The organism is Butyricicoccus porcorum (genome assembly GCF_051246315.1).
Classification (GTDB): domain Bacteria; phylum Bacillota; class Clostridia; order Oscillospirales; family Butyricicoccaceae; genus Butyricicoccus_A; species Butyricicoccus_A porcorum.
This window is the reverse complement of record NZ_CP178353.1, coordinates 678,285-704,432: the sequence shown is the minus strand read 5'-3', so window position 1 is coordinate 704,432 and position 26,148 is coordinate 678,285. Positions and strand designations below refer to the sequence as shown.

Genomic DNA, 26,148 nt, shown 5'->3' with positions numbered 1-26,148 from the left:
TATGACGAGCTGCAAGGATAAACTTTCTTGCGGCTCTTATTTTGTTTTGGAGGTGCTTTATGAATAGTGCAGAACAGATAGTTACACATGATTCACTCCGTATAGTGTCGGTTCCTTTTGGTGAAATCTATACGGAGTAAACATTCACCGAACCGATTTTGTATCGTATGACACGCAAAGGAGGATAATATTTATGTCAATGATTAAAATTGAAAACCTTACGTTTTCATATCCGACAAGTTATGATAATGTTTTTGAAAATGTCAGTTTCCAGATTGATACCGATTGGAAGCTTGGTTTTGTGGGCAGAAACGGACGAGGTAAAACAACCTTTCTGAATCTTCTGCTTGGGAAATATGAGTATAGCGGAAAAATCCTATCATCCGTACAGTTTGATTATTTTCCTTATCCCGTTTCAGATAAGAATCGTATTACAGAGGATATATTGCAGGAGGTTTGCCCACTTGCGGAAGAATGGGAACTTATGCGAGAACTTTCTTATCTTGATGTTGATGTCGATGTGCTTTGGCGACCTTTTGAAACACTTTCCAACGGAGAGCAGACAAAGGTTTTGCTTGCCGCTCTTTTTCTTAATGAAGGGCATTTCCTACTGATTGATGAACCTACCAACCATTTGGATGCCAAAGCGAGAAAAAGTGTGGCGGCATATCTGAAAAAGAAAAAGGGATTCATCTTAGTTTCTCACGATCGTCGCTTTCTTGACGATTGTGTTGACCATATTCTATCGATTAACCGAGCGAATATCGAAGTGCAAAGAGGAAACTTTTCATCATGGATGTCAAATTTTGAGCGACAGCAAGAATTTGAACTGGCTCAGAACGAACGTTTGCAAAAGGACATCAGACGATTACAGCAGTCGGCAAAACGCTCTGCAGTATGGTCTGAACGTGTAGAAGCTTCCAAAATTGGGGCAGCAGATAAAGGTTATGTCGGTCATAAAGCCGCCAAAATGATGAAGCGTTCAAAATCTATAGAAGCGAGACAACAACAGACAATCGAACAAAAATCAGCATTGCTGAAAAATGTGGAAACCGCAGAAGCACTCAAGATACAACCGCTTAATTACCATACAGATTTGCTTGCATCATTATCGAATGTAGTAGTTTATTATGATGGCATTTCAGTTTGTGAACCCGTTTCGTTTGAAATAAGACAGGGAGAACGCATTGTGCTTGACGGGAAGAACGGCAGTGGCAAAAGTAGCCTGTTAAAGTTGGTAGTCGGGCAGTCCATAGATTATACGGGTACAGTAACACTTGGCTCTGGGCTTGTAATTTCTTATGTGCCACAGGATACATCGTATTTATGTGGAACCCTTTCCGAGTTTGCAGAAGAAAACAACCTTGATGAAAGTCTGTTCAAGGCACTTCTTAGGAAAATGGACTTTGAGCGTGTACAGTTTGAAAAGGATATTAAAGACTTTTCTGGCGGGCAAAAGAAGAAAGTCCTAATTGCGAAAAGCCTTTGTGAAAAGGCACACTTGTATGTATGGGATGAACCGCTCAACTTTATTGATGTGTACTCACGTATGCAGATTGAACAACTCATAACGGAGTTTGCCCCGACCATGCTCCTGGTAGAACATGACAGTGTTTTTCGAGATACTGTGGCAAGTAAAATTGTGAATATCTAAATTGGTTCTTCCGCAATTTTACGTTTTTCGCTTTAATAAAAATGGAGAATGCTGATTTACACTGGCATTCCAGTATTGAAAAATTACAAAATACGGATAATTGCGTAAGAACCTCTAAATTAAAATAATTGTATGGGTTAATTCCAGCTTTACAGAGACTCAAATTCCAGTTTGTCGCACTGATAAAAACCCTTTAGGAACTAAAGGGCGCACTTCTATACTCTCCTATCGGGAGTATGTGCGTCCTGCGGAGCTTCATTCCCAGTCAGCAGAAGAAAACTGCCCGACCGAGAATGTTTCGTCACTTCGTTCCGTCAAGGGAGCTACACTCCCTTGCGCCGCTTATGCGGCTATCCCTTGTGGACTTGCCGTCTGCAAACAGCATAAAATGCTGTTCGCCGCCAGCAAGTTTGATATCAATAAATTTGGAGGAATTTATGATAAAAAGAATGATGATGGCATTATGTATATTCGTTTGTACCTTTACTTTAGTTGCGTGTTCTGGACAGCAAACAAACGAACCACTTACTTTAGGTGTCAATGCGATAATAACAGAAATTGATAAAGAAAATAAAATCATAACCACAAAAGATAGCGAAGAAAAAGGTGTTTTAGGGAATGATTGTCTTATTGACTGTTCCAAAATTCCAATGATTTATTCAAAATATGAGGTTATGAAGCGATGTATATCGGGAATGAATTTTCCGGATTATCGCTATGAGCAATTGATAAAGATGATTTTTGCACAGCATATTCCTGACTTTCATTATTCAAGAGGAGAAAAGCCTACATGATTTATTCAAAATATGAGGTTATGAAGCGATGTATATCGGGAATGAATTTTCCGGATTATCGCTATGAGCAATTGATAAAGATGATTTTTGCACAGCATATTCCTGACTTTCATTCCATGTATATGCTGCCGGAAAGACTAAGATCAAATTTGGCGGAAACTTTTGGGACCTCTGTCTGCGGCCTTGTTCCAGTTACACATCGGGCATCGGGCCAGGCAGATAAGGTGCTTTTTCAATTAAAGGATGGAAACTGCGTCGAAACGGTGAACCTGCATTACAAAAAAGGATGGGAATCTTTTTGCGTCTCATCTCAATGCGGCTGTGGGTTTGGCTGCAAATTCTGCGCAACAGGTGCTATCGGACACAAACGCAATATGACCGCTGATGAAATAACAGATCAAATTCTGTATTTTTATCTTGCAGGGCATCAAATCAATAGTGTTTCTTTTATGGGAATGGGCGAGCCGTTTGCGAATCCCAATTTATTTGACGCATTAAAAATCCTGACAAACCCGTCTTTGTTCGGATTAAGCCAGCGACGCATTACCATATCGACGATTGGAATGATTCCCGGGATAAAACGGCTGACCCGTGATTTTCCGCAGGTGAATTTAGCTTTTTCGCTGCACTCGCCTTTTGAAAAGCAACGTTCGGAATTGATGCCGATCAATCAAACTTATCCGCTCCATAAAGTAATGGATGCGTTGGATGCGCACGTTGCAAATACCAAAAGGCGCTTGTTCCTGGCTTATATTATGCTGGGCGGAATAAATGATTCGGCAGAGCATGCGAAAGCGTTAGCGCACCTTATTTTGAGCCGGGGAGCGTTGTCCTATCTATATCATGTTGATCTTATCCCATATAACGCAACAGATAAGACGGCGCGAAAATTTACCGCTTCAAATCACGAAGCCATTAAAAACTTCAGTGATATTTTACATTCCAACCGTATCAGCGTGGCTATCAGAATGCAGTTCGGTTCTGATATCGGCGCCGGGTGCGGGCAGTTGTATGCTGATGAAAGGGATTGAGCGCTTCAAGACGTTTTTATGTACACAGAGATTTCCAAGCAGCATTGGCGTTTGAAAGGAAAGGCACCCGGCATAAATTTAATGCTGGGTGCCTTATTGTTACATCAAAGGTTTTATTTTCAACGAGGTTTATGCCGGGGATATGAAACGGCAGAAATGTTGTGGAATATCTTCGCCAACAACTTTGACCAACTTCAATTTACCGAACTGAACACAACAACTGAATACCGAAAAACTGACCGTTGACTGGTCGCACTATGCGAAAAGTTGACGGTCTTTTTTTATCCCCAAAATCAAAAAAGGAGGTCAATTACAATGACAAAACCGAAAACCCTCGACCAGCTCCAAGCCGAAAAGGAACGAGCCGAGACGCAGCTTGCACAGGAACAGCACAAGCTCAACCGTCTTGAGAACAGAAAGAAATATCTGGAGAAAGGCGAAAGGCAGAAACGCACCCATCGTCTTTGCAATCTGGGCGGCACGATTGAGAGCCTTGCCCCGGAGGTCAAAGATCTCACACGCACCGAAATGACAGAGCTGATGGAGTACATCTTTTCTCTGTCCGAAGTCCAGCGAGCCGTCCGTCACATGGCGATTACTCACACCAACCAAGCGAACAGAGAAAAGGAGTTGAAAGCCGATGGCACTATTTCATCTGAGCGTCACGCAGACTAAGCGAAGCGCAGGACAGTCCGCTATTGCTTCTGCCGCCTACCGTGCCGGGGAGCGATTGTATAGCGAGTATTACGGCGAATACAGCGACTACACCCGCAAGGGCGGCGTGATCTGCTCTGACATTCTCTTGCCGTCCCATGCACCGCCAGAATACGCAGACCGCCAGACCCTATGGAACGCCGTGGAAAAAGCCGAGCGTGGAAAGAACGCCCAGCTTGCATACAGCTTTGACATTGCCTTGCAGAATGAATTTTCCCTTGAGGAAAACATCGCTCTTGCAAGGCAATTTTTGTTGGAGAACTTTGTGAGCCGTGGCATGGTGGTTGACTTCGCCGTACACCAGCCAGACCGGGAGGACGGCGGCATACCAAACCCGCATTTTCATGTGCTTTGCCCCATCCGCCCCATCGAGCAGAACGGCAAATGGGGACTAAAGCAACGCCGGGTGTATGAGCTGGACGAGGACGGCAACCGTATCCGAGACGCAGACGGAAAGTTTGTGTTCAACGCCGTTCCCACTACCGACTGGGGCAGTCCCGAAACGCTGGAACATTGGCGGCAGACATGGGCGGAACTATGCAACGCCAAGTTTGCGGAGAAAGGGCTTGATGTTCGTATCGACCACCGAAGCTATGAGCGTCAGGGCGTGGAGCTTCTTCCCACCGTCCATGAGGGCGCAACCGTCCGGGCAATGGAGAAGAAAGGCATACGCACCGAGAAAGGCGAGTTCAACCGCTGGATCAGAGCAACCAATGCCGTTATCCGGGACATCAAGAAGAAAATCGCTCTCCTGTTTGATTGGATTGCCGAAGCAAAAGCGGAGCTTGCCAAGCCGCAGGCACCCGACCTTGTTTCTCTGCTGAACGCCTATTACACCCAGCGCAGAGCCGGGGCATATTCGCAGAAAGGCAAGGTCAGCAATCTAAAGGAGATGAACGAGACTTTCAATTATCTCCGGGCAAACGGCATTTACACTCTTGAAGATTTGGAAAGCCGTGTCAGCGAACACAGTGCTGCCACAGAGAGCTTGAAGAAAACGCTGGACGAACAGACCGCCCGAATGAAAGCAATCAAGCAGCTCTATGACAGCTCTGCTGCTTTCCAGAGCTTGAAGCCTGTCTATGACGGCTTGCAGAAAATCAAGTTTGAGAAGCCCAGAGCCAAGTACAAGGCAGAGCATGAAGCGGAACTGAAACAGTTCTACGCCGCCAGACGCAAGCTGACCGGAGAGTTCCCGGACGGCAAGGTGGATATGAAAAAGCTGACCGAAGAGTATGACGAGCTGGAACAGGCGCACAACACCACCTATGGCGAGTTTAAGACCGTCAGAGACGATTTACACCGTCTTTGGAAGGTCAAGTCATGTATAGATACTGCCGCCCGATTTAACGAGCGCACAGAGGAACAAATGCTCCAAAATCGACCCCAAACACGACACAAAAAGGAGGAACTATCCCGATGAATTATACCCAAGCACAGATTGACCGGGCAAACGCCGTCAGTCTGGAAGATTTTCTCCGTACACAGGGAGAGACGCTTATCAAAAGCGGACGAGAATACCGCTGGAAAGAACATGACAGCCTGACCATTCGTGGAAACAAATGGTTTCGCCACAGCCAGAGCAAGGGCGGCTATCCCATTGATTTTGTCATGGAGTTTTACGGAAAATCCTTTCCCGAAGCCGTCCAGCTCCTGACCGGCGAAAGCGGCGAGGGACAGAGCGAAGCCAGCACAGCACCGCACACAGCGTTCCACTTGCCCTTGCACAACAGAACAGCCGACAGAGCAATTCAATATCTTTGCGAAAGCCGAGGTCTCAACAAAACGCTTGTTGAGGCTTTTCTTCTTTCCGGGGATATTTACGAGGACGCAAAGCGGCACAATGTTGTCTTTGTCGGCAGAGACCGAAACGGCACACCGAGATACGCCCATGTGCGAGGAACGGCAGACCCATTCAGACAGGATATTGCCGGGTCTGACAAGTCCTATCCGTTCCGCTATGAGGGAAACGGCAACCAGCTCTTTGTCTTTGAAGCACCGATTGACCTGTTATCGTTTATCTGCCTTTATCCGCAGGACTGGCAGACAAGGAGCTATCTTGCCCTGGGCGGTGTTTCGGGCAAAGCCCTTGACCGTTTCCTTTCTGAACGCAAGGACACCCGAAAAGTGTTCCTCTGCCTTGACAGCGACACCGCAGGAAGCGAAGCCTGTACCCGACTGGCACAGTCCATTCCCGGCGAGATCGCCGTCATTCGCCTTGTCCCGGCAAGGAAAGACTGGAACGATGTTCTCCGTCAGCAAGGGGACATTCCCAGCCGCAAATTCATAGCCGAGACAATCACGCTGCGAGAGCTGCCCACCGCCCAGCCTGTTCCCATGCTCCGCATGGCAGATGTGGAGCTGACGAGCGTGGATTGGCTATGGTTTCCCTATATTCCCTTTGGAAAGCTGACGATTATACAGGGCAACCCCGGCGAGGGCAAGACCTACTTTGCCATGCGTCTTGCGGCGGCTTGCACCAACCGAAAGCCTTTACCTGGTATGGAGACCCTTGAGCCTTTCAACATCATCTATCAGACCGCCGAGGACGGTTTGGGCGATACCGTTAAGCCCCGGCTGATGGAAGCTGACGCAGACCTTGAACGAGTGCTTGTCATTGACGATAGGGACACACCGCTGACCCTTGCCGATGAGCGCATAGCAAGGGCAATCCGGGAAAACAGCGCAAGGCTGGTTATTATTGACCCGGTACAGGCGTTTTTGGGCACAGATGTGGACATGAACAGGGCAAACGAGGTGCGCCCGATATTCCGCAGTCTGGGAGACATTGCACAGGCTACCGGGTGCGCTATCGTGCTGATTGGACACCTGAACAAAGCCGCAGGAACGCAAAGCACCTACCGGGGATTGGGGTCTATCGACATTACGGCGGCAGTCCGCAGTCTGCTGTTTATTGGCAAGCTGAAGGACAGTCCCACAACGAGGGTGCTTATCCATGAGAAAAGCTCCCTTGCGCCGCCCGGTCAGTCTCTTGCCTTTTCTCTGGGAGACGAGAAAGGTTTTGAATGGATAGGGGCTTATGACATTACCGCTGACGAGCTTCTTGCCGGGACGGACACCGCTAAGACCGAGAGCAAGACCGCACAGGCGCAAATGCTCATTCTGGAACTGCTTGCGGACGGAAAGCGTATGCCGAGCGCAGAGCTGGAAAAGGCAGTCAATGAGCGTGGGATTTCCTCACGCACCATGAGAACGGCAAAGAGCCGTATCGGGGACAGACTTGTGACCGAGAAAGACGGCACAGCATGGGTCTGCTATCTCCGAGACTGACAACAGGAACACGGCAAGCGTGGCAAAGACGGCAAGGTTTTTATAGATACCTTAATGTTGCCGCCTTGCCTTGTTCCCTCATACCGACACCGCCCGATGATGAATAGTCACCGGGCACTTTTTCATTTACAGGAGGATTTTGAATGAACAATACCGCAACCAACACCGCCACTTGCCCGACTGTCAGAAAGCAGATCGGCAAGACCACCTATATCGTCCGTGTCCATTTCAGCGAGACCGCCAAGGAGACGATGGAGGACAAAATCAAGCGTATGCTCCGTGAAGAAGTCCGCAAAATGTGACTTCTTTTTGAATTTGATGAAAAAGTCCTTGACTTTTCGTCTCTGGCAAAACGGCAAAGTCAATCCTTATTTCCTGCGGCGCAAGGTTAGCCCCCTTTGACATACGGGAACTGCGCGAACTCATGGAAACCGACGAAATGGAGCTTGACACTTTGGGAGATAGAAAAACGGCATTGTTCGTTATCATCTCCGACACCGACGACACTTTCAATTTTGTTGTTTCCATTCTCTACACGCAGCTTTTCAACTTGTTATGCGACAAAGCCGACGATGTTTACGGCGGGCGGCTGCCTGTTCATGTGCGCTGCCTGTTAGATGAATTTGCGAATATCGGTCAAATCCCGAAGTTTGAAAAGCTCATAGCGACCATACGAAGCCGCGAAATATCGGCTTCTATTGATGTTGTATAATTTTAGTTGACAACTGATTCTCAAGGATTAAAAATATAATCAAGAGAAAAAGGAGACAACAACGATGCCACAAAACAGAACCTATGATATGGAATATAAAGTACAAGCAGTTAAACTGGCGTTGGAAATTGGTACAACGAAGGCAGCCAAAGAACTTGGTATTCCAGCGAACACCCTGCATACATGGATGCGTCAGTACCGTCTGGGCAACTTGAGCCTGGGAGCCGGCACACAGACACCGCAAAGAGCCATGACTCTGAGTGAAGAAATTCAGCTGCTTCGCAAACAGGTTAAAGAGCAGAACAAGGAAATCAAACGGCTCAGAGAAGAAAATGAATTTCTGGAGGAAGCCAGCGCTTTTTTCGCCGCGAGCCGTCGGAGGTCTGCAAGAACGAAAGAATGAAATTCATTGCCTTGAAAACCAACGATGGCCAGAACACGGGGAAAATTGCATTCTACTGTAAGTTGCTCCATGTCAGCAGGCAGGGGTTCTACAAATATCTGAAGGCCCAGACTCGCCCATGGAAGTATCAGGATTTGGCTGATGCCATGCTGGAGATCCTTGCAGAAGACGAATGCAACGATACTTACGGTCGAATCCGCATGTATCAGGCTTTACGTCTGAAACAGCCACAGGGCGTGCAAATTCCAAGTGAACGGACGGTATACCGGATCATGGAGGAACTGGGTATCAGCCACACACCAAGGCGCAAGCCCAATGGCATTACCAGAGCAGATAAGGAAACTCGTAAATCCGATGATCTGCTAAGACGCAATTTTGACGCAGACAAACCACTAACGAAGTGCGTTACGGATATTACTGAAGTCAAAGGAAAAGATGGAAAGCTATATGTATCCGCTGTCTTTGACTGCTACGATTCCTGTGTTCTGGGGCTTGCAATGGATACCAACATGAGAGCATCCCTGTGTGTTCAGACGCTGAAGAATGCCCATGATGCCTGCCACGATCTGCGTGGCGTTATCATTCACAGTGACAGAGGAGCACAATATACCAGTCAGGAGTATCGGGCAGCCATCGGCCGATATGGAATCCTTCAGAGTATGAACAGTGCTGGTGGAAGATGCCATGATAATGCACGCTGCGAAAGCATGTGGGCCAGAATGAAGGTTGAACTACTTTATGGACGTTACAACACCGAAAAGATGACCATTGATGAACTCAAGACGCTGATTTGGAGATTCTTTATCGGGTATTGGAATAACCGCCGTATCTGTTCCAGAAATGGCGGGCTGCCTCCGATGGTAAAACGCCAGAGATACTATCATTCCCTAAAGAAAGCTGCTTAGCAAATCCTTGAGCAAAATGTGTCAACTGATCTTGACAACTTCATATTATTTTGCAATCACAGTCGCAGCTAAAGGCAATCTACAAGGACAACGCCGATACCATAGTCGGCAACTGCGACACGACCCTTTTCTTGGGCGGCAAGGAAAAAACGACGCTCAAAGAAATATCGGAAATCTTAGGCAAAGAAACGATTGACAGCTTCAACACTTCCGAAACCAGAGGGCGGGAGCTTTCGCATGGGCTGAACTATCAGAAGTTAGGCAAAGAGCTTATGACGCAGGACGAAATCGCGGTCATGGACGGCGGGAAATGTATCTTGCAGCTTAGAGGTGTGCGCCCGTTCTTCTCTGATAAGTACGACATCACGAAGCACCCGAAATACAAGTACCTGTCCGACGCAGACCCGAAAAACGCCTTTGACATGGAAAAGCATATCAAACGCCGCCCCGCTATCGTAAAGCCGGACGAAGTATTTGACTACTACGAAATCGACGTACAGGAGGACGCAGCACCGTAAAGGGAGGTGGTAATCTATCCGAACTGTAAACACGGGCTATATGGTACGCGCCCCTACTTGGAGCGTGGCAGGAAGCCGCAGCGTATCAACCCTTACAAAAATGACAACTGAATACCGCCGCGCCGCAGCAGTTTAAGCAGCGCGAGGACGCAGCCGCCGAACACAGGCGGCTTTTTTCATACCCAAAACCAAAAACAAACAATTTTTATCGCCGCAAAGCGGCAGAAAGTGAGGATATTATATGGCATTTTTCAACAGCGCAGTAAACGTATTGCAGACCCTTGTTATCGCTCTTGGAGCAGGCTTAGGCATTTGGGGCGTTATCAATCTTCTGGAGGGATATGGTAACGACAATCCGGGTGCGAATGCTCATGTACGGTAAAGTATCACAAGAAAATTATGTCGAATTGACAGCCGCCTCCGCTATACCGAATAAGGAAATAAAGAGTCCTCAAATTTTGCGCTACTAAATGAAGACGAGCGGAAGTAATCTCCCGCTCGTCAGTAAACTTAACTATGCCATATCAATCCCGCTTCTTTCCCGCCACCGGCACTAAGAACAGCGCGGGCAACAGCAGGAAAGCGGTACAGACCAGCCCCCAGGGTATGGACACCTGCTGGGCTACCAGCCCCACAATAGGCCCGCCGATGATCTGCCCGAAAGAGTCCAGCTGTCCGCTGGTGGAAAAGACTGTGGCGCGCATTTTCTCATCCACATGGTCGTTCATCCAGGCGGCCAGCACAGGCTCCTTGATGGTGCGCATAAGCCCCGCCAGCAGGAACATCAACAACATGAACCAAAAGCTCCGCCCCACCGCGAAGAGAACCAGGCACAGGATATACCCGGCGCTGGTGGACATGACCACACTGGTTCGGCTGACAGTCCCTTTTTTCTCCATGCGGGCGATGAGCAACTGAGAAGCCAGAATACCTAAGCCGCTGCCGATAAGACTGATAACACCGAACCAAGTGACGCTGTTCAGCGGCCCGATAACGGGTATTACCGTGTCATCCAGAAAATGAGCGGTGGAGAGCCGGTCAAAGCCTTCACTGGCAAGTCCCCCGCATAGTGTGATTGCTAAGAGCGCCAGCAACACAGGTGCGCCTTTCACAAAGCCCAGGTTGAGCTTGAACAGGCAGACAAAGTCTTTAAGCAAGCCCTGCCGTTCCTCAATAGCAGGGGAGAAGTTGGTTTCTGGCATGATGCGAACCAACACCAGCCCCAACAACAAGCACAAACTGCCCCCCAAGATGACAGGCATTTGCAGGTTTATGTTTCCCAGCAGTGTGCCCAGCACCACGCCCAGAACGCCGCCGATTTGCCCCATTTGACTGCCCCGCAGGAACACCTTGTCTATGGGTTTGTCCTCTTCCTCCGAGGCAATCCACGCCTCCAGAGCGCCGGTGATGAAGGTATCACCGCAACCCCAGACAACCTGGGCCAGCAGAACCGGCGCGAACCACGGTAGCGCACCCTCCATCAGAAAGCCCAGGCCGTAGAGGAACATTCCAATCAGCACCGAGCGCCGACGGCTATACAAATCCGCCACCACACCGGTGGGTATCTCGAACAGAAAGCAGGAGGTCTCCAGAACCGTCCCTACCAGGACAAGCTGGAAAGCATCCAGCTGCACCACCTCCAGGTGGTACACGATGGAAAGCACTGTGGACATAGAAACCGCCAGGGAAAAGACAAATCGGATCAGCAGGTAGACAGAATATGCCTTTGAATTTTTAGCAAACATGAAGTTACATTCTCCTTTACGAATTAGTGGGTTGTTTTGTGAAACAAGCCCGACTGCCGCGCAGGAAGGGCAAACTTCTCAGCCCTTTCTAACAGTGATTTTAGAAAAGGCCTCCTAAAGTGCCCAAAGCGCCGTTAAAAGACTTGTTTCTGTTTTTGCAGTTTGCCATATGAATACCTCCGATACTGAAATTAGAACAACATGGCTGTTCTTCTTCGCGATATTATAGCAAATGGGCTTTGTGTTGTCAATCCTATCCATTCCTTTCCGACAGCGACAAGGAGCGTTTCAAAACGGAAAAGCCGGAAATCGGCAAATGCCCCCGCTGCGGTTCCCCCGTCCATGAGGGCAAGAAAAACTACTACTGCTCTAACCGGAACTGCGCTTTTGTCATGTGGAAAAATGACCGTTTTTTTGAGGACAGGAAAGTAGCCTTTTCCCCGAAGATTGCCGCCGCACTTCTGAAATCCGGCAAAGTGAAAGTCAAAGGGCTGTACTCTCCCAAAACAGGTAAAACCTACGACGGAACGGTTATTTTAGCCGATACGGGCGGGAAGTATGTCAACTATAAGATTGAGCTACCGAAGAAGAAATAACTTGAATAGCAAGCATAGGAAGCGGGTACCCACTTCCGTAAATCCCTGTCCTGCCGCTTCACGCGCCGGACGGGGATTTTGCTTGTTGGGAAGTTTCCCAAACCCTCTAAAAATCTTCAAAAATCTTTGGCAAAATGCGCGAGCGCACCGTAGTAGGACTATGTAACCATTACCGCAGCGTCCGCGCTGCCATACGCGAAAGGAGGTTTTACACATGGCAAGTTTACGCGACACCGTAAAGGAATATCAAGAGGAACTTAGGGACGGTATCGCATGGGTGGCGTTCTGGAAAGAGGGGCATTCTTGGAACGCCGAGCATTTTCATCTTGAAGTGGACGGCACCTTAGACCCGTTTGACAGGAGCCGGTTAGAGGAAATCAAAACGGCTGACCCCGCCGCCGTTATCTTGAACGGCTACTACTGCGGGCAGTTGGGCGAGGACGTGAGCCTTGACGAGCTGACCGCCGGAGTGCGCTATCACTATGAAAACAGCAGGAACGATATTGACGGTTTTATCGGGGCGCACGACGACAGGCTTCCCCCGGAGGTTATTGATGAGGCGCGGGCTGCTGCTCATGCCGCCGGGCTTCCCTTTTCCGAAAAGCCCTACCGGGACGGGGAAGAATTTGACCCTTATGTATTTGACGGGAGTATGAGCATTGAAGATTACGAGCTTATGCACCGCATGATTGAACAGGAAAGGAGCGAACAAATGGCAGAACCGATTTTAAGCGGCTATCTTTCCAATCTTGGGAAGTACACCGAGGGCAGACCCGCGGGCGAATGGGTGACATTCCCCACGACTGCCGAACATCTGAAAGAAGTCTTTGACCGTATCGGGATTGACTTCAAGAACTATGAGGAATGGCATTTCACAGAATATCAATCTTCCGTTCCCGGCTTGACGGAACATTTAAGCGAGTATTCCCACCCCGACGAACTGAACTATTTAGGGAAGCTCTTGGAAATGCAGTTTGACGACGACCGGGAGAAATTTATTGCAGCCATTGAATACGGCGACCATACGGACAGCTTGCAGGACATCATCAACCTTGCACAGAACCTTGACTGCTACTGGGGCTATCCGTCCGTCCATAATGAAGAAGAATACGGGCATTATCTGGTTGATGAACTGGAAGAACCCGAATTGCCCGAAGAAGCAAAAAAGTATTTTATGTATGAGGAATACGGGCGGGACGCTTCCATTAACGACGGAGGTATGTTTACCGAACAGGGATATATCTACAATAACCGCAACACCTTTACAGAATGGTATGACGGGCGCGACGTACCGGAGGAATACCGGATAACGCCACAGCCCCCGCAGCCGGAAAGACCCGACCCGTCAAAAGTGGAAATGGACGCAGCCGCGCCGGGAGTGAAAACAGTACAGGCCACAGAGCAGCCGCAGGAGCCGCGCCCGGTTATCCCGATTGTGCTTACCTCTGAAAAGCCCGCCGAGAAATTGAAAGAGATAACCGACCGACTGGAACAGGGCATTGCGGAGCTGTTCGACAGCGAGCGATACAAGGAATATCTGCGCGTCATGTCAAAGTTTCATAATTACAGTTTCAACAATACGCTGCTTATCGCCATGCAGAAGCCGGACGCTTCCCTTGTGGCGGGCTTTTCCGCTTGGAAAAATAACTTTGGGCGAAACGTGATGAAAGGACAAAAGGGTATCAAAATCATTGCCCCATCGCCGTTCAAAATCAAACAGGAAATGGAGAAAATCGACCCGCATACCCAAAAGCCCGTTATCGGCAAAGACGGGAAGCCCGTCACCGAGGAAAAGGAAATCACGATACCCGCCTACAAGGTGGTATCTGTCTTTGACGTTTCCCAGACCGAGGGGCGCGAACTGCCCGACATTGCAGTAGACGAGCTGACGGGTGACGTTGACCGCTACAAGGATTTTTTCGCCGCCCTTGAAAAGACTTCCCCCGTTCCTATCGGCTTTGAGAAAATCGAGGGCGGCGCACATGGCTACTACCACTTGGAGAACAAGCGCATAGCCATTGACGAGGGCATGAGCCAGCTCCAAACCTTAAAGACCGCTATCCACGAAATCGCACACGCAAAGCTGCACGACATTGACCTTAACGCCCCAAAGGACGAGCAGCCCCGCGTTGACAGGCGCACCCGCGAAGTCGAAGCGGAAAGCGTCGCTTATACCGTCTGCCAACACTACGGGCTTGACACGTCGGACTATTCCTTTGGGTACGTCGCCGGGTGGAGCAGCGGGCGCGAGCTTGCCGAACTGAAAAGCTCCCTTGAAACGATCCGCAGCGCAGCCGCCGAGATTATCAATTCCATTGACGCTAATATCGCAGAATTGCAAAAGGCGCAGGATAAGGAGCAGACCGCCGGACAGGAGCAGCCGGAACAGGAAGCAGAAAAAGCCGCCGAGCCGGACAAAGACACCTTTTCCATTTATCAGCTAAAGCGTGGGGACGAAACGCGGGACTTCCGCTTTGAGCCTTACGACCGCCTGCAGGCGGCGGGGCTTAGTGTGGAAGCGGCGAACTATGACCTTATCTACACCGCACCCCTCACGCCGGATATGACCCTTGAAAGCATTTGGGAGAAATTCAATATCGACCACCCCAAAGACTTTAAGGGACACAGCCTTTCCGTTTCCGACGTGGTAGTGCTTCATCAGAACGGACAGGACACCGCCCACTATGTAGACAGCTTCGGCTATAAGAATGTGCCGGAGTTTTTACAGGAGCAAAAACAGCTTACCCCCGACGAGTTGGAAACAGGCGAAACAATCAAAACGCCGCGAGGTACTTTCTATGTAACCGATATGAGCCACGAACAAATGGAAGCCGCCGGATATGGCTTTCATCATCAATCCGATGACGGAAAATATTTCATCATGGGGAATGGAACGCGGGCGTTTGCCATTGCCGCAGAGCCGCCGGAAAACTACTTAAAAACAGCCGAGCAGACCACAGAACAGAATTACAACATGATTGACGGACAGATAAATAACACCCCGACGGTTGACGAACTGGAAGCAAAGGTTAAAGCAGGAGAAACTATTTCCCTTGTTGACCTGGCTAACGCGGTCAAAGCCGATAAGGAGCGTGGCAAGGCAAAGCCGGAAAAGAAGCCCCCTATCCGGGCGCAGCTTCTGGCAGATAAGGAAAAGGCACAGAAGAAACCCGCAAAGCAGAAGTCACAGGACTTGGAAAGGAGCTGAACGATTGGAGAAATTGAAAAAATTTGAAGATGTGGACGTTATCGCTTCCCTTGAAGCGATTATGAAGCAAAACACCGCTTTTTATCAGAGCGACTTTGATATAGATAAACGGATTTTACTGGAAGCGGCGGCAAGACCCGTCGCCGAGGATAAACGGCTCTTGTGGTTCTCCCGCCCGTCCGGGACTTGCTGCGTCCGGGAACGCGACGTTTTCCTAAAGGACACAAGGCAGCACAATACATGGAGATTCTACGGCGAACAGACCCGTGACAAAATCCTTGCCTATGCGGTGGAACTGACAGGCACAGAGCGCGGAAAGCTCAAAGGCAACCTCTATGAACTTGACTACCCGCAGCATTTCCGGGATGTAGCCGAAAAATCCATACTCGCCGACAACTATACTTTGATTTATGAGCATGGGGAACGCTCACAGCCCGCCGGACAGTATTTTGACGGGAACCCAGACCCGCAGCTTGGGAAGTTTGAACGCTTTGAAGCACAGCCCAACGACCTGGAAGCACTGAAAGCCTTGTTGCGGGAGCAGCAGCACAGCCGCAAGCAGCACAGGCCGGGGGACTTCAAGGAGCATATCGCCGCGTTGCATGACTGCCGGATTGAAACGGAAGCCCACCGCGTGGTGGAGGAAATGAAGAAATTCGATAAGCCGAACAGCCCGGACAAAAGCCATTTTTCCGCAGAGCTTTCCCCGTATTTTCTCCGGCTTGCAACGGATAAGGACATGGATCGCCTGTTTTCCATGCTGCCGTATAAGAGCCTTTCGTTCTCCGCTATGGAGGGCAAGCATGGCGTGTATGCGCTGATAAGCAAAGACGAGAACAGGGACAGGAGCATAAAGAAGCCCCGCCCCTCTCTTCGGGCGCAGCTTGAAGCAGACAAAGCAAAGACCACCCCGAAAAAGGCGGCGGCAAAATCGAAAAATCATGAAATGGAGGTATGAGCATGAATAGATTTACCGTTGAGGAAACAAACCTTATGAGCATTTACAGCGAGGGCGGCAAGCGTGAGGTTATGGAAAACATCAACGCCGCCATGCCGTATATGGACGGAGATATGCGGGAATTGGCAAAGCGCACCCTTTCCAAAGTGGACGGGCTGACGGAAAACGAGTATGCGGAGCTTGCTATTTTCGCCGCTGATGAAGTATGACCGGGCTAAAGCGGCTTTCGCCGCCCCAAAGCCGGAAAGTCAACAGCCTTGTAAAACGGGAATGCTGCAACTGCGATAGCGGAAACTGCATTTTGCTTGACGACGGAGAGGAATGTGTCTGCCCGCAGCTTATTTCCTATTCGCTTCTTTGCAAATGGTTTCTGACTGCTGTACTTCCCATTGATAAGCTGCTCTACGCGGAGCTTTTCAAGACCGAGGATAAAAAGCGTTGTACCGAGTGCGGCGCGTTCTTTGCTTCAAAGTCGAACAGCGTCAAATACTGCCCGGACTGCCGGAAACGCATTACCCGTAGACAGGCAGCCGAGCGCATGAGAAAAAAGCGTACTCTTGTTACGCAGTAAGGGCAAAAACAGCCTGGATTTATATGGTTTTCCGAGCGTGAAAACCACTTAGGCGATACTTGATACCTTTTCCCCTTAAAATGGCGTTCTATTGCGTAACATTTCAAAACAGCACCCATAAGAAAACCGGGGCGCAGATAGTCTTTACCGACTGTCTGCGTCCCGGCTTTTTGTTGTTATAGGAGTTAAGTATTATAGTGTTTGTCAATCACTCTAAACAGTTTATATGCGCCATGTCCAATTAGATAACAAGCAATACCAAAAATAAGGACTTTCCACCAAACAAATCCTATAAGCAATGGTGGACCCAAAAGCAAACCAATGGTAATAAGTACTATCCAAACAATTCCTTTTACCATGTACTTCATTATTTCCCTCCTGTATTTAGAAATGCATATTATCTGTAGCATTATACACATTCCAATATGCTCTTAAACAAACATTACATTGTGTACCAACTTGGGTAAGCAATACTGCCGCTGTACCTGTAGCGCCTGTCGCTGCTACGATTGCTGTAATCGCTCCCGGTGTTAAAATTCCACCACTTGCAACTGCCATACCAGAAATAAAGCCTGCTGCGGCACTTGTGACTAAAGCGACACCGTAGCTTGAAACTGCTTGCCATTCCTTGTCATTTAATGAGTTGACAGCATTAAACCAGCTATCTAACTGACTGCTATTCGAGGAATTTTCGTACACCATAAAATAATTTTGTCCAGAGCCAGTTTCTTTAGGGCGTTCTAAATTCCATTCATTTGGACTTCCAGTATAAATATCATACTCGTAATTACAAAAAGTATCTTGATGAATTTTTGAACGAGCACTTACGAGTGAATTTTCAGTTATCTCCGTAGATTCTACAGTGCCATACTCAACAAGACCAGTATTATTATCTTTTTGAGCAACACAAATTGTATTGTTTACTGTATCATATGTAACAATATATGTCAATTCACCATCATTAAGAGAAACTGTTCTTGTTCCATTTTCTTCAACAATTTGCAGTTCATCTGTTGTACCGCTTTCTGCTGCAAAAGCTACTGTATTTAACGAGAAAAGCATAGAGAGTGCCAAAAGAATACTTATAATTTTTTTCATAGTAATACGTCCTTTCTTTAACTGTCCATAAATTTGTTCCCAAAAAATAAAGCGCATAATCCAATAATAATTTCTCTGGATTATGCGCTATACTTACGGTTTTAATTCTTTGCCTCTAAAACTGAAAGTGGCGGCAACTCGATTTGCGCATAAAATCACATGACGGATATAATACTTTAATCATCGTTTACCACCTCTCTCAATTCGTTTTCTAAATCTTATTTGTATGTACTCACAGTATACACTATATGAACTAATAAATCAATATCAGAAATATCTTATGATTGTGCAAAACATAATTTATCCGCGCTCTGTTTCCTTGCCCCGTTCCGGCTCTCTGTCCTGTCTTAAAATACTGTCAATGTTCTGCTTGATAACGTCGTATTCCCGGACTTGCTTTTTGAGCTTGCCATAGTCGGCGTAAAGGGCTTCTTTCTGCGCTTGGAGGGCTTCATACTCTGATTGCAGCGCAGCGAGGTTGGGGAACTTGGTAACGCCCGCCGCTTTCATAGCCCTTGCAGCGGCTTCATGGAGGATAATATCGCGCTCATGTGCGGCGCGGTATTTCTCTTTATTCTTTGCCTTACGGTATGCGTCATAAACAGGTTTTGTCTTTTGGTAGGTGGAAATATTCTTGATAAAGACCGCCATATCCGTAAGACGCTTTTCGACGTTCTTCAATGCGTCTGCGGCCTGTTCGCTCTCTGTCTGGATTTCCGCTATCCTTGCCGTTAAATCCGCATACTGTTCAATCTTATGTTCCGTCAAGAAATTCATGGTCTTAGCTGCCTGTTTCAGATTATGGATTTTCGCCCATTGTTCATAACCTTTGCTCTGCGCTGCTTTGATACTGTTCTCAATATCAATAAGCAGACTGACGCCGCCCCGATCTGCGCGTGGAGCTTTCCCGGCGCGGGCGCGTTTGCCGCTTATCCGTTCCCTTATGGCTTCCTCTGTATAATCTGCGCCGAGGGTTTTAAGGCGGGTAAACCGTTCCTGCCCCGGAGCGCGGCACGATACATATTTCCCCGGTTTTATCTCATAGCCCGCTGCTTGCAGCCGTTGTAGTAGTTCCTCAAAACTTGATACTTGGGGAATGAGTGCGTCAACGGCGATTTTCAGCTTGCCTTTCCAACTGGTTCCCGTTTTCTCTGCCTGATACTCTGCATAGCTCTTTCCCTTACTCCCTTTGCCGGGAACGACAACAGACAATGAAGTTGTCAAGATCAGTTGACACATTTTGCTCAAGGATTTGCTAAGCAGCTTTCTTTAGGGAATGATAGTATCTCTGGCGCTTTACCATCGGAGGCAGCCCGCCATTTCTGGAACAGATACGGCGGTTATTCCAATACCCGATAAAGAATCTCCAAATCATCGTCTTGAGTTCATCAATGGTCATCTTTTCGGTGTTGTAACGTCCATAAAGTAGTTCAACCTTCATTCTGGCCCACATGCTTTCGCAGCGTGCATTATCATGGCATCTTCCACCAGCACTGTTCATACTCTGAAGGATTCCATATCGGCCGATGGCTGCCCGATACTCCTGACTGGTATATTGTGCTCCTCTGTCACTGTGAATGATAACGCCACGCAGATCGTGGCAGGCATCATGGGCATTCTTCAGCGTCTGAACACACAGGGATGCTCTCATGTTGGTATCCATTGCAAGCCCCAGAACACAGGAATCGTAGCAGTCAAAGACAGCGGATACATATAGCTTTCCATCTTTTCCTTTGACTTCAGTAATATCCGTAACGCACTTCGTTAGTGGTTTGTCTGCGTCAAAATTGCGTCTTAGCAGATCATCGGATTTACGAGTTTCCTTATCTGCTCTGGTAATGCCATTGGGCTTGCGCCTTGGTGTGTGGCTGATACCCAGTTCCTCCATGATCCGGTATACCGTCCGTTCACTTGGAATTTGCACGCCCTGTGGCTGTTTCAGACGTAAAGCCTGATACATGCGGATTCGACCGTAAGTATCGTTGCATTCGTCTTCTGCAAGGATCTCCAGCATGGCATCAGCCAAATCCTGATACTTCCATGGGCGAGTCTGGGCCTTCAGATATTTGTAGAACCCCTGCCTGCTGACATGGAGCGACTTACAGTAGAATGCGATTTTCCCCGTGTTCTGGCCATCGTTGGTTTTCAAGGCAATGAATTTCATTCTTTCGTTCTTGCAGACCTCCGACGGCTCGCGGCGAAAAAAGCGCTGGCTTCCTCCAGAAATTCATTTTCTTCTCTGAGGCGTTTGATTTCCTTGTTCTGCTCTTTCACCTGTTTGCGAAGCAGCTGAATTTCTTCACTCAGAGTCATGGCTCTTTGCGGTGTCTGTGTGCCGGCTCCCAGGCTCAAGTTGCCCAGACGGTACTGACGCATCCATGTATGCAGGGTGTTCGCTGGAATACCAAGTTCTTTGGCTGCCTTCGTTGTACCAATTTCCAACGCCAGTTTAACTGCTTGTACTTTATATTCCATATCATAGGTTCTGTTTTGTGGCATCGTTGTTGTCTCCTTTTTCTCTTGATTATATTTTTAATCCTTGAGAATCAGTTGTCAACTAAAATTATACAACATCACAATCCATTTTCCCGGCACAGCTTGTCGCTCATGTTCCGTATGCCGTAATAGCTGCGCTTATTGGAATTGTATTTGTGGTGGTCTACGAAATTGACCGCGCAGAAAATAATGTGGTTATGAACGTGTCCTTTGTCAATGTGCGTCGTCAAGACATATTCATGCTGCCCTTTGGTTACTGCGTCGGCAAGCTGCCGCCCGATTTTGTGGGCGGTTTCATAATCCACTTCCCCCGGCTCAAAGGACTGTATCAAATGAAAGGCTAAATTGTTGCCCTTTTGGAGAGCTTGCGACAGGGTATATTCAAACTCAATGTCTGCCGTTTCATAGGCGCAGCCGAAAGTGGACACAAGCATTTTCCCGTCCGTCTTATCTGGATTTTGGATATAGTCAAGGGCTTTGCTCAACGTGCTTTTAACAGGCTTAATCTTTGTAACCGCCATATCTCCGCAAGCACCCCCTTTATTTCCTCTATGTCCTCTTGGTAGACGCTGCCCGTCGCGTTGACACGCTTTGCAATCTGATTGACGTTGACACCGATTTTCTGTATTTCCGCTGTCATTGCATTAATGTCGCTATGGTCTACTTGAATGATGTACCCGTCAATGGCAATCTTCCTAAGATATGCCGCCATGTTCCGGGTGGGTATGAGCTTCATTTTTTCAAGAATTAAATCCCGTTCTGCTTCCGTTACTCTGAATTTGATTTGTACCGTCCTTTTGCGCCCGTCCATGCTTTCGCTCCTTTCCGTTCCGAGGGTTTGGGACACTTCCCAACAAGCAATTTTCAACCGACGCGCCGCAGCGCAGGAGGGCGAAAATACGGAAGTGGGTACCCGCTTCCTATGCTTGCTATGAAAGTTTTTCCTTATTCCCTACTACAACGGAAAGCCCCGTTTTGCCAAACTTACGCAAAAGAAAAACGCTGCAATCTCAAAAAGATTACAACGCTTCCTAAGCCTATTCAGTTTTCGTTTTCGACTTCTGCAATTTCTTTCGCTGTTGCGGTAACAATCCGTATGCCCTTATCGCTCATGCTGTCAAGCAGCGTGTCGAGCTGCCGCCTTTGCGTCGATTTTTCCGCTGTCTTATCCGGGAAAAAGAATTGGTCTACGGATATGTCATAACGGGTTACAAGCTCATAAAAGATTTGCAGGCTTGGCTGTTGCCCTTTGTTTTCAATATTCGCAAGGTAGCGAGGGGAAATGTTCATTTCGTCGCTTACTTTCTTGCGGCTTTCATTTCTGCCTGTCCGCGCTGCTTTTATGGCTTGCCCGAAAGCTGCAAAGTCATACAAAGGTACTGGTCTTTTTGCCATAATAATTCATCCAACTACATTTTACTGTTCACCTTTCTTCTTGGATATGTCTACACTGTTCTATTAGTTAGCCAAAATAATTCATATGTATATGTTGACAACTATCCGCTTTTTTTGTATAGTATTATTAAAAGGGGGAAATGTAAATTAACACATATCGTTGATGTTGAAAAATTAGAAATCATAATCAAAAACTCTGAAAAACAAACTTTTTAATTTTGAAAAGGAAGGATATTAAATGAAACACTTACCTAAAAGTACACCTACGGAAATATTGAATGACCCATACGGATTTACTTACAAAGAAATGTCGGAAGTAATTGGAGAGGATAAAGCAAGAGCCTTATATACGGAATTATATAAACAGCCATTTCACAAAAAAAATCTATCAATATCAACAAAAAAAGTCTATAAAAGTAGCGATACTGAAAAGTATGTTTATGAATTGAAAGACAACAGGTATATCGAAACGGTTTTTATTAAACGGCGAGATGGTGGGACTGTTTGCGTGAGCACACAAGTCGGTTGTCCTGTTGGTTGTATTTTTTGTGAGTCCGGGCGAAATGGCTTTGTTCGTAATCTAACATCGTCAGAAATCGTACAACAGATTATATTGTTGCGTCGAAAAGTAAACCGTATCGTTTTTATGGGTATGGGAGAGCCTTTATTCAATTATGACAACTTGATAAAAGCAATCCATATTCTCCGAGATAGATATGGGCTCAACTTTCCAACCGACGGCATTACCATATCAACAGTTGGTCCGGTCGATCAATTAAAAAAATTGCGCGAGGAACATCTTAAAATTCAGTTGACAATATCTTTACACGCAGCAACACAATCTGCAAGAAATCGTATTATTCCTCACATGCGCATATATGCTATTGAAGATGTTGTTAAGCAAGCCTTATCCTATTCTGAAAGGCATAATCGCAAAATTGTCTTTGCGTATTTGCTTTTACCGGGTATAAATGACCGGCCCTCAGATGTAAGACAACTTGCAAAATGGTTTCGGGGCAAAAAAGTTATGATTAACGTGTTACAATACAACCCAACAAGCAATTCAAGAATTAAAGCACCACAGAAACGGGAAATAGTTGCATTCAAACATCAATTAGAGCAAGCAGGACTTGAAGTTACTATGAGAGTTTCTCATGGCAGAGAGATTAACGCGGCTTGTGGACAGTTAGCTAACACATATAATAAATTCAAAAAAAAATGATTAAAAGTGCCAGACGCATAGACGCAGAGCCGATAACGCATTAGGTCAAAAAACCTATGTGTTATCGGCTTTTTTATTTAATATTGCGCAAAAGCCGCTGTTCCCTATTATAGAATGGATTGCGGGTAGTGTATTAAAGTCGCCCTTTTTTAAGGATACGGCGGTATCGGGGAGGTATCGCCATGTCCTTTTTCTATATCGCCATATCTTTTAGCTTATCAAAAAAAGCCCGACCGCCGCCGGGAACACTTCTACCCTCATATATGAACTGTCAAATCATCTAAATACCGCTTACAATTCCTTTGCGCTTGTCTGCATCTTGCAGACAGGCGCATTTTGCATTTTCGGGAGGTTTTTTCAAAAAAGTTTCGCTTTCATTCGGCGTTTGAAAAAATCACCTGTATTATCCCGCGAAAAGGGGAGGTACCGCCACCTTTCAACACGAAAGGAGGTGAGAACATGGAACCTAATCGCGTGGAATTTCAGAAGCAATGTAGGGGGTGCGGACAAAAAGTTGGACTCCAAAAGGAGGGAACTGAATGTATACAAAAGAGCAGGAAGAAATCGCACTAAGAGAATACGAGCGGCTGGGATCAATAGCTGCTGTAATCCGTCGGTTAGGATACCCGAGCGAGTCTACGCTTTACCGCTGGTATGAGCGCAAAAAAGCCGGGTTAGAGAACAGACATGGCCACACAGAAGAGTCTCCCACAGAGATGGATCATCACTGCAACACATCGGGGCATCCAAGGCATCCCTCAGCAGAATTCAAATATGAGGTAATTCACCGTTGCTTTGAATTAGGCGAAGATGTAGAATATGTATCAAGGGAAATCGGATACAGCCGTATGAGCATATACGTCTGGCGCAGGAAATATCTGAAGTATGGGATGGTGGGTCTGATGGCGAAGAGAAAAAGCATACCAAGGGAGCCGTTGCCTCAGGATCATGCATTGCCTGAATCTGAGGAACTGGAGAATCTTCGAACGCAACTCCAGGAACTGCAGTTTGAAGTAGATGTGCTGAAGGAGACCATCTCAGTTTTAAAAAAAGACCCCGGCATCGATCTAACGGTACTCAGAAACCGTGAAAAGGCAGTGATCATCGATGCCTTGAAGGGGAAATATGCACTGCCAGCGCTGCTGTCCCGTTTTAAGATGGCCAAAAGCAGTTACTATTACCAGCAAGCTGTTATGAACAAACCCGACAAATATCTATCCCAACGGGCACAAATCACCTCGATTTTTCACGAAAACAGGGGCATATATGGTTACCGTCGCATTTATCTGGCGCTGAAGCGCAAAGGGATTATGCTCTCCGAGAAGATCATCCGCCGGATCATGAAGAAGAAAAACTGGTGGTTTTGCGCTCGAAGAAACGAAAATATAGTTCGTATTTGGGGAAATCACACCCGAAGTAGAGAACATCATTTTACGCGATTTCCATGCAAATCAGCCGTATGAGAAGTTGCTGACGGATATCACAGAATTTGCCCTTTCGAACGGCAAGCTATATCTCTCCGCCATGATCGATTGTTTTGATGGAATGGTTGTGGGCTGGACGATCGGAACCCGCCCCAATGCCGATCTGGTCAACACCATGTTGGATCAAGTGATTGCCGATCTGCCAGAGGGCTGTCATCCGATTGTCCATTCTGACAGGGGCTGCCATTATCGATGGCCCGGATGGATTGAACGGATGAATGGGGCTGGTCTCATTCGCTCTATGTCTAAGAAGGGCTGCTCCCCCGATAACGCAGCCTGCGAAGGTTTCTTTGGAAGGCTCAAAAACGAAATGTTCTATGGCCGCTCTTGGACAGGAGTCTCGCTTGACGATTTTAGCCGGGAGATTGACCGCTATATCAATTGGTATAACCATAAACGCATCAAGTTATCTTTAGGCGGGCTGAGCCCGATTGAGTATAGACATCATCTTGGTTTTGCTGCATAATCAGTCCAAGATTTTGTCCGCACCCCCGTATCTTTCAAAGTTTCTGTAAACGGGTGCTGCACAACGAAGCCTGCAACGCCCACGAGGAAATCCGGCGTCGCAGAGCAAAGGAAGTGTCGTTTTCCGACCTTGCCTTGCATGAGGAACGACAGCTTTATACGCTTGATAAGTATTTTCAAGACGAAGAAGCCGAGCCGAGCTATCAGCAGGCAGGAAAGAAAATCACGCCGAAGCTGCTGCTTGAAGCAATCCGCACTTTGCCGGAAGAAAAAAGGAAAGCTATCATGCTGTACTATTTCGAGGGCATGACCGACGTGGAGATTGGAAAGTTATTCAATACGTCGCGCAGCACGATACAGTACAGACGGACAAGCTCTTTTGAAATCTTGAAGAAATATTTGGAGGAACACGCTGATGAATGGGACGAATGGTAAACAATCTGACTTCCCGGACGTTGCCCTTGTTCCCTATCCTGTCATTGTGGCAGCGACAAAGGGCGACCCGGACGCTATGAAAATTGTCTTGCAGCATTTTAGTGGTTACATAGCGAGCCTTTCCATGCGGAAGCTCTGCGACGAGCGCGGAAACGTCTATTTTGGCGTTGACGAGGATATTCGCCAACGGCTGCAAGCAAGACTAATGAGGGCAATCCTCACATTTAGGGTTGAATAACTGCACCGATACCGAAACGTCTTAACCCCTTTTCCGTTTCGTATCAATCCGCAGCAGCCCCGTATGTTCCTTGACAAAGAAAGCGACGCAAGATAACGGCGACGCAGTATAGGGCAAACCGGGTACGTCCTTTTTGCGCCGAGCCATACGGAGGGTGCGCCATGACGCTATTCCTCTATCGGGAAAAGCCGAGCGAGAAACACCGCGACGGGAAG

25 protein-coding genes and 6 pseudogenes are annotated in these 26,148 nt (G+C 47.5%); 22 read left to right on the top strand and 9 right to left on the bottom strand.

The annotated features are described in order from the left end of the window. Positions 1–193 precede the first annotated feature (193 nt). The 12 genes and pseudogenes from ACLM7Z_RS03420 to ACLM7Z_RS03365 all read left to right on the top strand — a co-directional run. Positions 194–1,654, top strand: coding sequence for an Lsa family ABC-F type ribosomal protection protein (locus ACLM7Z_RS03420; RefSeq protein WP_435645589.1), 1,461 nt, complete (start codon positions 194–196; stop codon positions 1,652–1,654). 437 nt (positions 1,655–2,091) lie between these two features. Continuing rightward, entirely contained in the window at positions 2,092–2,448 is a 357-nt protein-coding gene (locus ACLM7Z_RS03415) for a hypothetical protein (protein ID WP_435645788.1), read from the top strand. Next, the gene (cfr(E), locus tag ACLM7Z_RS03410) at positions 2,445–3,479 is read left to right on the top strand and encodes a 23S rRNA (adenine(2503)-C(8))-methyltransferase Cfr(E) (protein WP_105119688.1); all 1,035 of its coding nucleotides are present in this window, start codon (positions 2,445–2,447) and stop codon (positions 3,477–3,479) included. Before ACLM7Z_RS03415 ends, cfr(E) begins: the two co-directional genes overlap by 4 nt. Before the next feature lie 315 nt (positions 3,480–3,794). Next, positions 3,795–4,154, top strand: a complete 360-nt coding sequence (locus ACLM7Z_RS03405) for a DUF3847 domain-containing protein (RefSeq protein WP_118481865.1) — start codon at positions 3,795–3,797, stop codon at positions 4,152–4,154. Next, on the top strand, positions 4,120–5,616 hold the full coding sequence (gene mobQ, locus ACLM7Z_RS03400) for a MobQ family relaxase (RefSeq protein ID WP_118481864.1): 1,497 nt from the start codon (positions 4,120–4,122) through the stop codon (positions 5,614–5,616). The genes ACLM7Z_RS03405 and mobQ overlap by 35 nt, the downstream gene beginning before the upstream one ends. Beyond that, on the top strand, positions 5,613–7,484 hold the full coding sequence (locus ACLM7Z_RS03395) for an AAA family ATPase (RefSeq protein ID WP_194611886.1): 1,872 nt from the start codon (positions 5,613–5,615) through the stop codon (positions 7,482–7,484). The genes mobQ and ACLM7Z_RS03395 overlap by 4 nt, the downstream gene beginning before the upstream one ends. Before the next feature lie 143 nt (positions 7,485–7,627). Then, the gene (locus ACLM7Z_RS03390; RefSeq protein WP_002596227.1) at positions 7,628–7,786 is read left to right on the top strand and encodes a transposon-encoded TnpW family protein; all 159 of its coding nucleotides are present in this window, start codon (positions 7,628–7,630) and stop codon (positions 7,784–7,786) included. A 41-nt stretch (positions 7,787–7,827) separates the two neighbouring features. Next, a pseudogene (locus ACLM7Z_RS03385) lies at positions 7,828–8,184 on the top strand (type IV secretory system conjugative DNA transfer family protein); the annotation flags it as partial. A 76-nt stretch (positions 8,185–8,260) separates the two neighbouring features. Continuing rightward, entirely contained in the window at positions 8,261–8,599 is a 339-nt protein-coding gene (locus ACLM7Z_RS03380) for a transposase (protein ID WP_087021933.1), read from the top strand. Beyond that, positions 8,596–9,504, top strand: a complete 909-nt coding sequence (locus ACLM7Z_RS03375; RefSeq protein WP_435644794.1) for an IS3 family transposase — start codon at positions 8,596–8,598, stop codon at positions 9,502–9,504. Before ACLM7Z_RS03380 ends, ACLM7Z_RS03375 begins: the two co-directional genes overlap by 4 nt. Before the next feature lie 44 nt (positions 9,505–9,548). Then, a pseudogene (locus tag ACLM7Z_RS03370) lies at positions 9,549–10,022 on the top strand (type IV secretory system conjugative DNA transfer family protein); the annotation flags it as partial. Positions 10,023–10,263: 241 nt separating this feature from the next. Then, positions 10,264–10,392, top strand: a pseudogene (locus ACLM7Z_RS03365) (Maff2 family mobile element protein); the annotation flags it as partial. A 154-nt stretch (positions 10,393–10,546) separates the two neighbouring features. On the opposite strand, the gene tet(40) reads toward ACLM7Z_RS03365, so the two are convergent. Further along, positions 10,547–11,767: a tetracycline efflux MFS transporter Tet(40) gene (tet(40), locus tag ACLM7Z_RS03360; protein ID WP_435645588.1), complete on the bottom strand. Its 1,221-nt coding sequence runs from the start codon at positions 11,765–11,767 to the stop codon at positions 10,547–10,549. 287 nt (positions 11,768–12,054) lie between these two features. On the opposite strand from tet(40), the pseudogene ACLM7Z_RS03355 reads away from it, so the two are divergent. The 5 genes and pseudogenes from ACLM7Z_RS03355 to ACLM7Z_RS03335 form a co-directional block, all read left to right on the top strand. After that, positions 12,055–12,363 (top strand): annotated as a pseudogene (locus tag ACLM7Z_RS03355) (DNA topoisomerase III); the annotation flags it as partial. Positions 12,364–12,577: 214 nt separating this feature from the next. Continuing rightward, positions 12,578–15,571 (top strand): antirestriction protein ArdA, encoded by a 2,994-nt coding sequence (locus tag ACLM7Z_RS03350; RefSeq protein ID WP_435645587.1) that lies wholly within the window; start codon positions 12,578–12,580, stop codon positions 15,569–15,571. 4 nt (positions 15,572–15,575) lie between these two features. Beyond that, on the top strand, positions 15,576–16,529 hold the full coding sequence (locus ACLM7Z_RS03345) for a hypothetical protein (RefSeq protein ID WP_070470208.1): 954 nt from the start codon (positions 15,576–15,578) through the stop codon (positions 16,527–16,529). 2 nt (positions 16,530–16,531) lie between these two features. Beyond that, on the top strand, positions 16,532–16,738 hold the full coding sequence (locus ACLM7Z_RS03340; protein ID WP_033120026.1) for a transposon-transfer assisting family protein: 207 nt from the start codon (positions 16,532–16,534) through the stop codon (positions 16,736–16,738). Continuing rightward, positions 16,735–17,100 (top strand): cysteine-rich VLP domain-containing protein, encoded by a 366-nt coding sequence (locus ACLM7Z_RS03335; protein ID WP_033120025.1) that lies wholly within the window; start codon positions 16,735–16,737, stop codon positions 17,098–17,100. The genes ACLM7Z_RS03340 and ACLM7Z_RS03335 overlap by 4 nt, the downstream gene beginning before the upstream one ends. Positions 17,101–17,285: 185 nt before the next feature. Here the strand turns inward: ACLM7Z_RS03335 and ACLM7Z_RS03330 are convergent, their stop codons facing one another. From ACLM7Z_RS03330 to ACLM7Z_RS03295, 8 genes and pseudogenes are all read right to left on the bottom strand, one after another. Continuing rightward, positions 17,286–17,468 (bottom strand): hypothetical protein, encoded by a 183-nt coding sequence (locus tag ACLM7Z_RS03330; RefSeq protein ID WP_033120024.1) that lies wholly within the window; start codon positions 17,466–17,468, stop codon positions 17,286–17,288. A gap of 16 nt (positions 17,469–17,484) precedes the next feature. After that, positions 17,485–18,198, bottom strand: a complete 714-nt coding sequence (locus ACLM7Z_RS03325) for a geobacillin-26 family protein (RefSeq protein ID WP_070470201.1) — start codon at positions 18,196–18,198, stop codon at positions 17,485–17,487. Between the two features lie 300 nt (positions 18,199–18,498). Next, positions 18,499–19,413, bottom strand: a pseudogene (locus ACLM7Z_RS03320) (relaxase/mobilization nuclease domain-containing protein); the annotation flags it as partial. Positions 19,414–19,453: 40 nt separating this feature from the next. Continuing rightward, entirely contained in the window at positions 19,454–20,362 is a 909-nt protein-coding gene (locus tag ACLM7Z_RS03315) for an IS3 family transposase (RefSeq protein WP_435644970.1), read from the bottom strand. Next, positions 20,359–20,697: a transposase gene (locus ACLM7Z_RS03310; protein WP_087021933.1), complete on the bottom strand. Its 339-nt coding sequence runs from the start codon at positions 20,695–20,697 to the stop codon at positions 20,359–20,361. The genes ACLM7Z_RS03315 and ACLM7Z_RS03310 overlap by 4 nt, the downstream gene beginning before the upstream one ends. A gap of 77 nt (positions 20,698–20,774) precedes the next feature. Further along, positions 20,775–21,215: pseudogene (locus ACLM7Z_RS03305) on the bottom strand (relaxase/mobilization nuclease domain-containing protein); the annotation flags it as partial. Beyond that, complete coding sequence (locus ACLM7Z_RS03300) at positions 21,176–21,505, bottom strand: plasmid mobilization protein (protein ID WP_435645586.1); 330 nt, start codon at positions 21,503–21,505, stop codon at positions 21,176–21,178. The pseudogene ACLM7Z_RS03305 and the gene ACLM7Z_RS03300, both read right to left, overlap by 40 nt. Before the next feature lie 230 nt (positions 21,506–21,735). Next, positions 21,736–22,089, bottom strand: coding sequence for a helix-turn-helix transcriptional regulator (locus tag ACLM7Z_RS03295; protein ID WP_070470197.1), 354 nt, complete (start codon positions 22,087–22,089; stop codon positions 21,736–21,738). A gap of 238 nt (positions 22,090–22,327) precedes the next feature. On the opposite strand from ACLM7Z_RS03295, the gene rlmN reads away from it, so the two are divergent. From rlmN to ACLM7Z_RS03270, 5 genes are all read left to right on the top strand, one after another. Continuing rightward, positions 22,328–23,311 (top strand): 23S rRNA (adenine(2503)-C(2))-methyltransferase RlmN, encoded by a 984-nt coding sequence (gene rlmN, locus ACLM7Z_RS03290; RefSeq protein WP_435645585.1) that lies wholly within the window; start codon positions 22,328–22,330, stop codon positions 23,309–23,311. Between the two features lie 539 nt (positions 23,312–23,850). Continuing rightward, positions 23,851–24,774: a transposase gene (locus ACLM7Z_RS03285; protein ID WP_435644858.1), complete on the top strand. Its 924-nt coding sequence runs from the start codon at positions 23,851–23,853 to the stop codon at positions 24,772–24,774. Further along, a complete protein-coding gene (locus ACLM7Z_RS03280; RefSeq protein ID WP_435645759.1) occupies positions 24,716–25,261 on the top strand; it encodes an IS3 family transposase in 546 nt (181 codons plus the stop codon). Before ACLM7Z_RS03285 ends, ACLM7Z_RS03280 begins: the two co-directional genes overlap by 59 nt. Beyond that, entirely contained in the window at positions 25,258–25,695 is a 438-nt protein-coding gene (locus tag ACLM7Z_RS03275) for an RNA polymerase sigma factor (RefSeq protein ID WP_435645758.1), read from the top strand. Before ACLM7Z_RS03280 ends, ACLM7Z_RS03275 begins: the two co-directional genes overlap by 4 nt. Beyond that, the gene (locus ACLM7Z_RS03270) at positions 25,676–25,933 is read left to right on the top strand and encodes a helix-turn-helix domain-containing protein (protein ID WP_033120016.1); all 258 of its coding nucleotides are present in this window, start codon (positions 25,676–25,678) and stop codon (positions 25,931–25,933) included. Before ACLM7Z_RS03275 ends, ACLM7Z_RS03270 begins: the two co-directional genes overlap by 20 nt. Positions 25,934–26,148 lie beyond the last annotated feature (215 nt).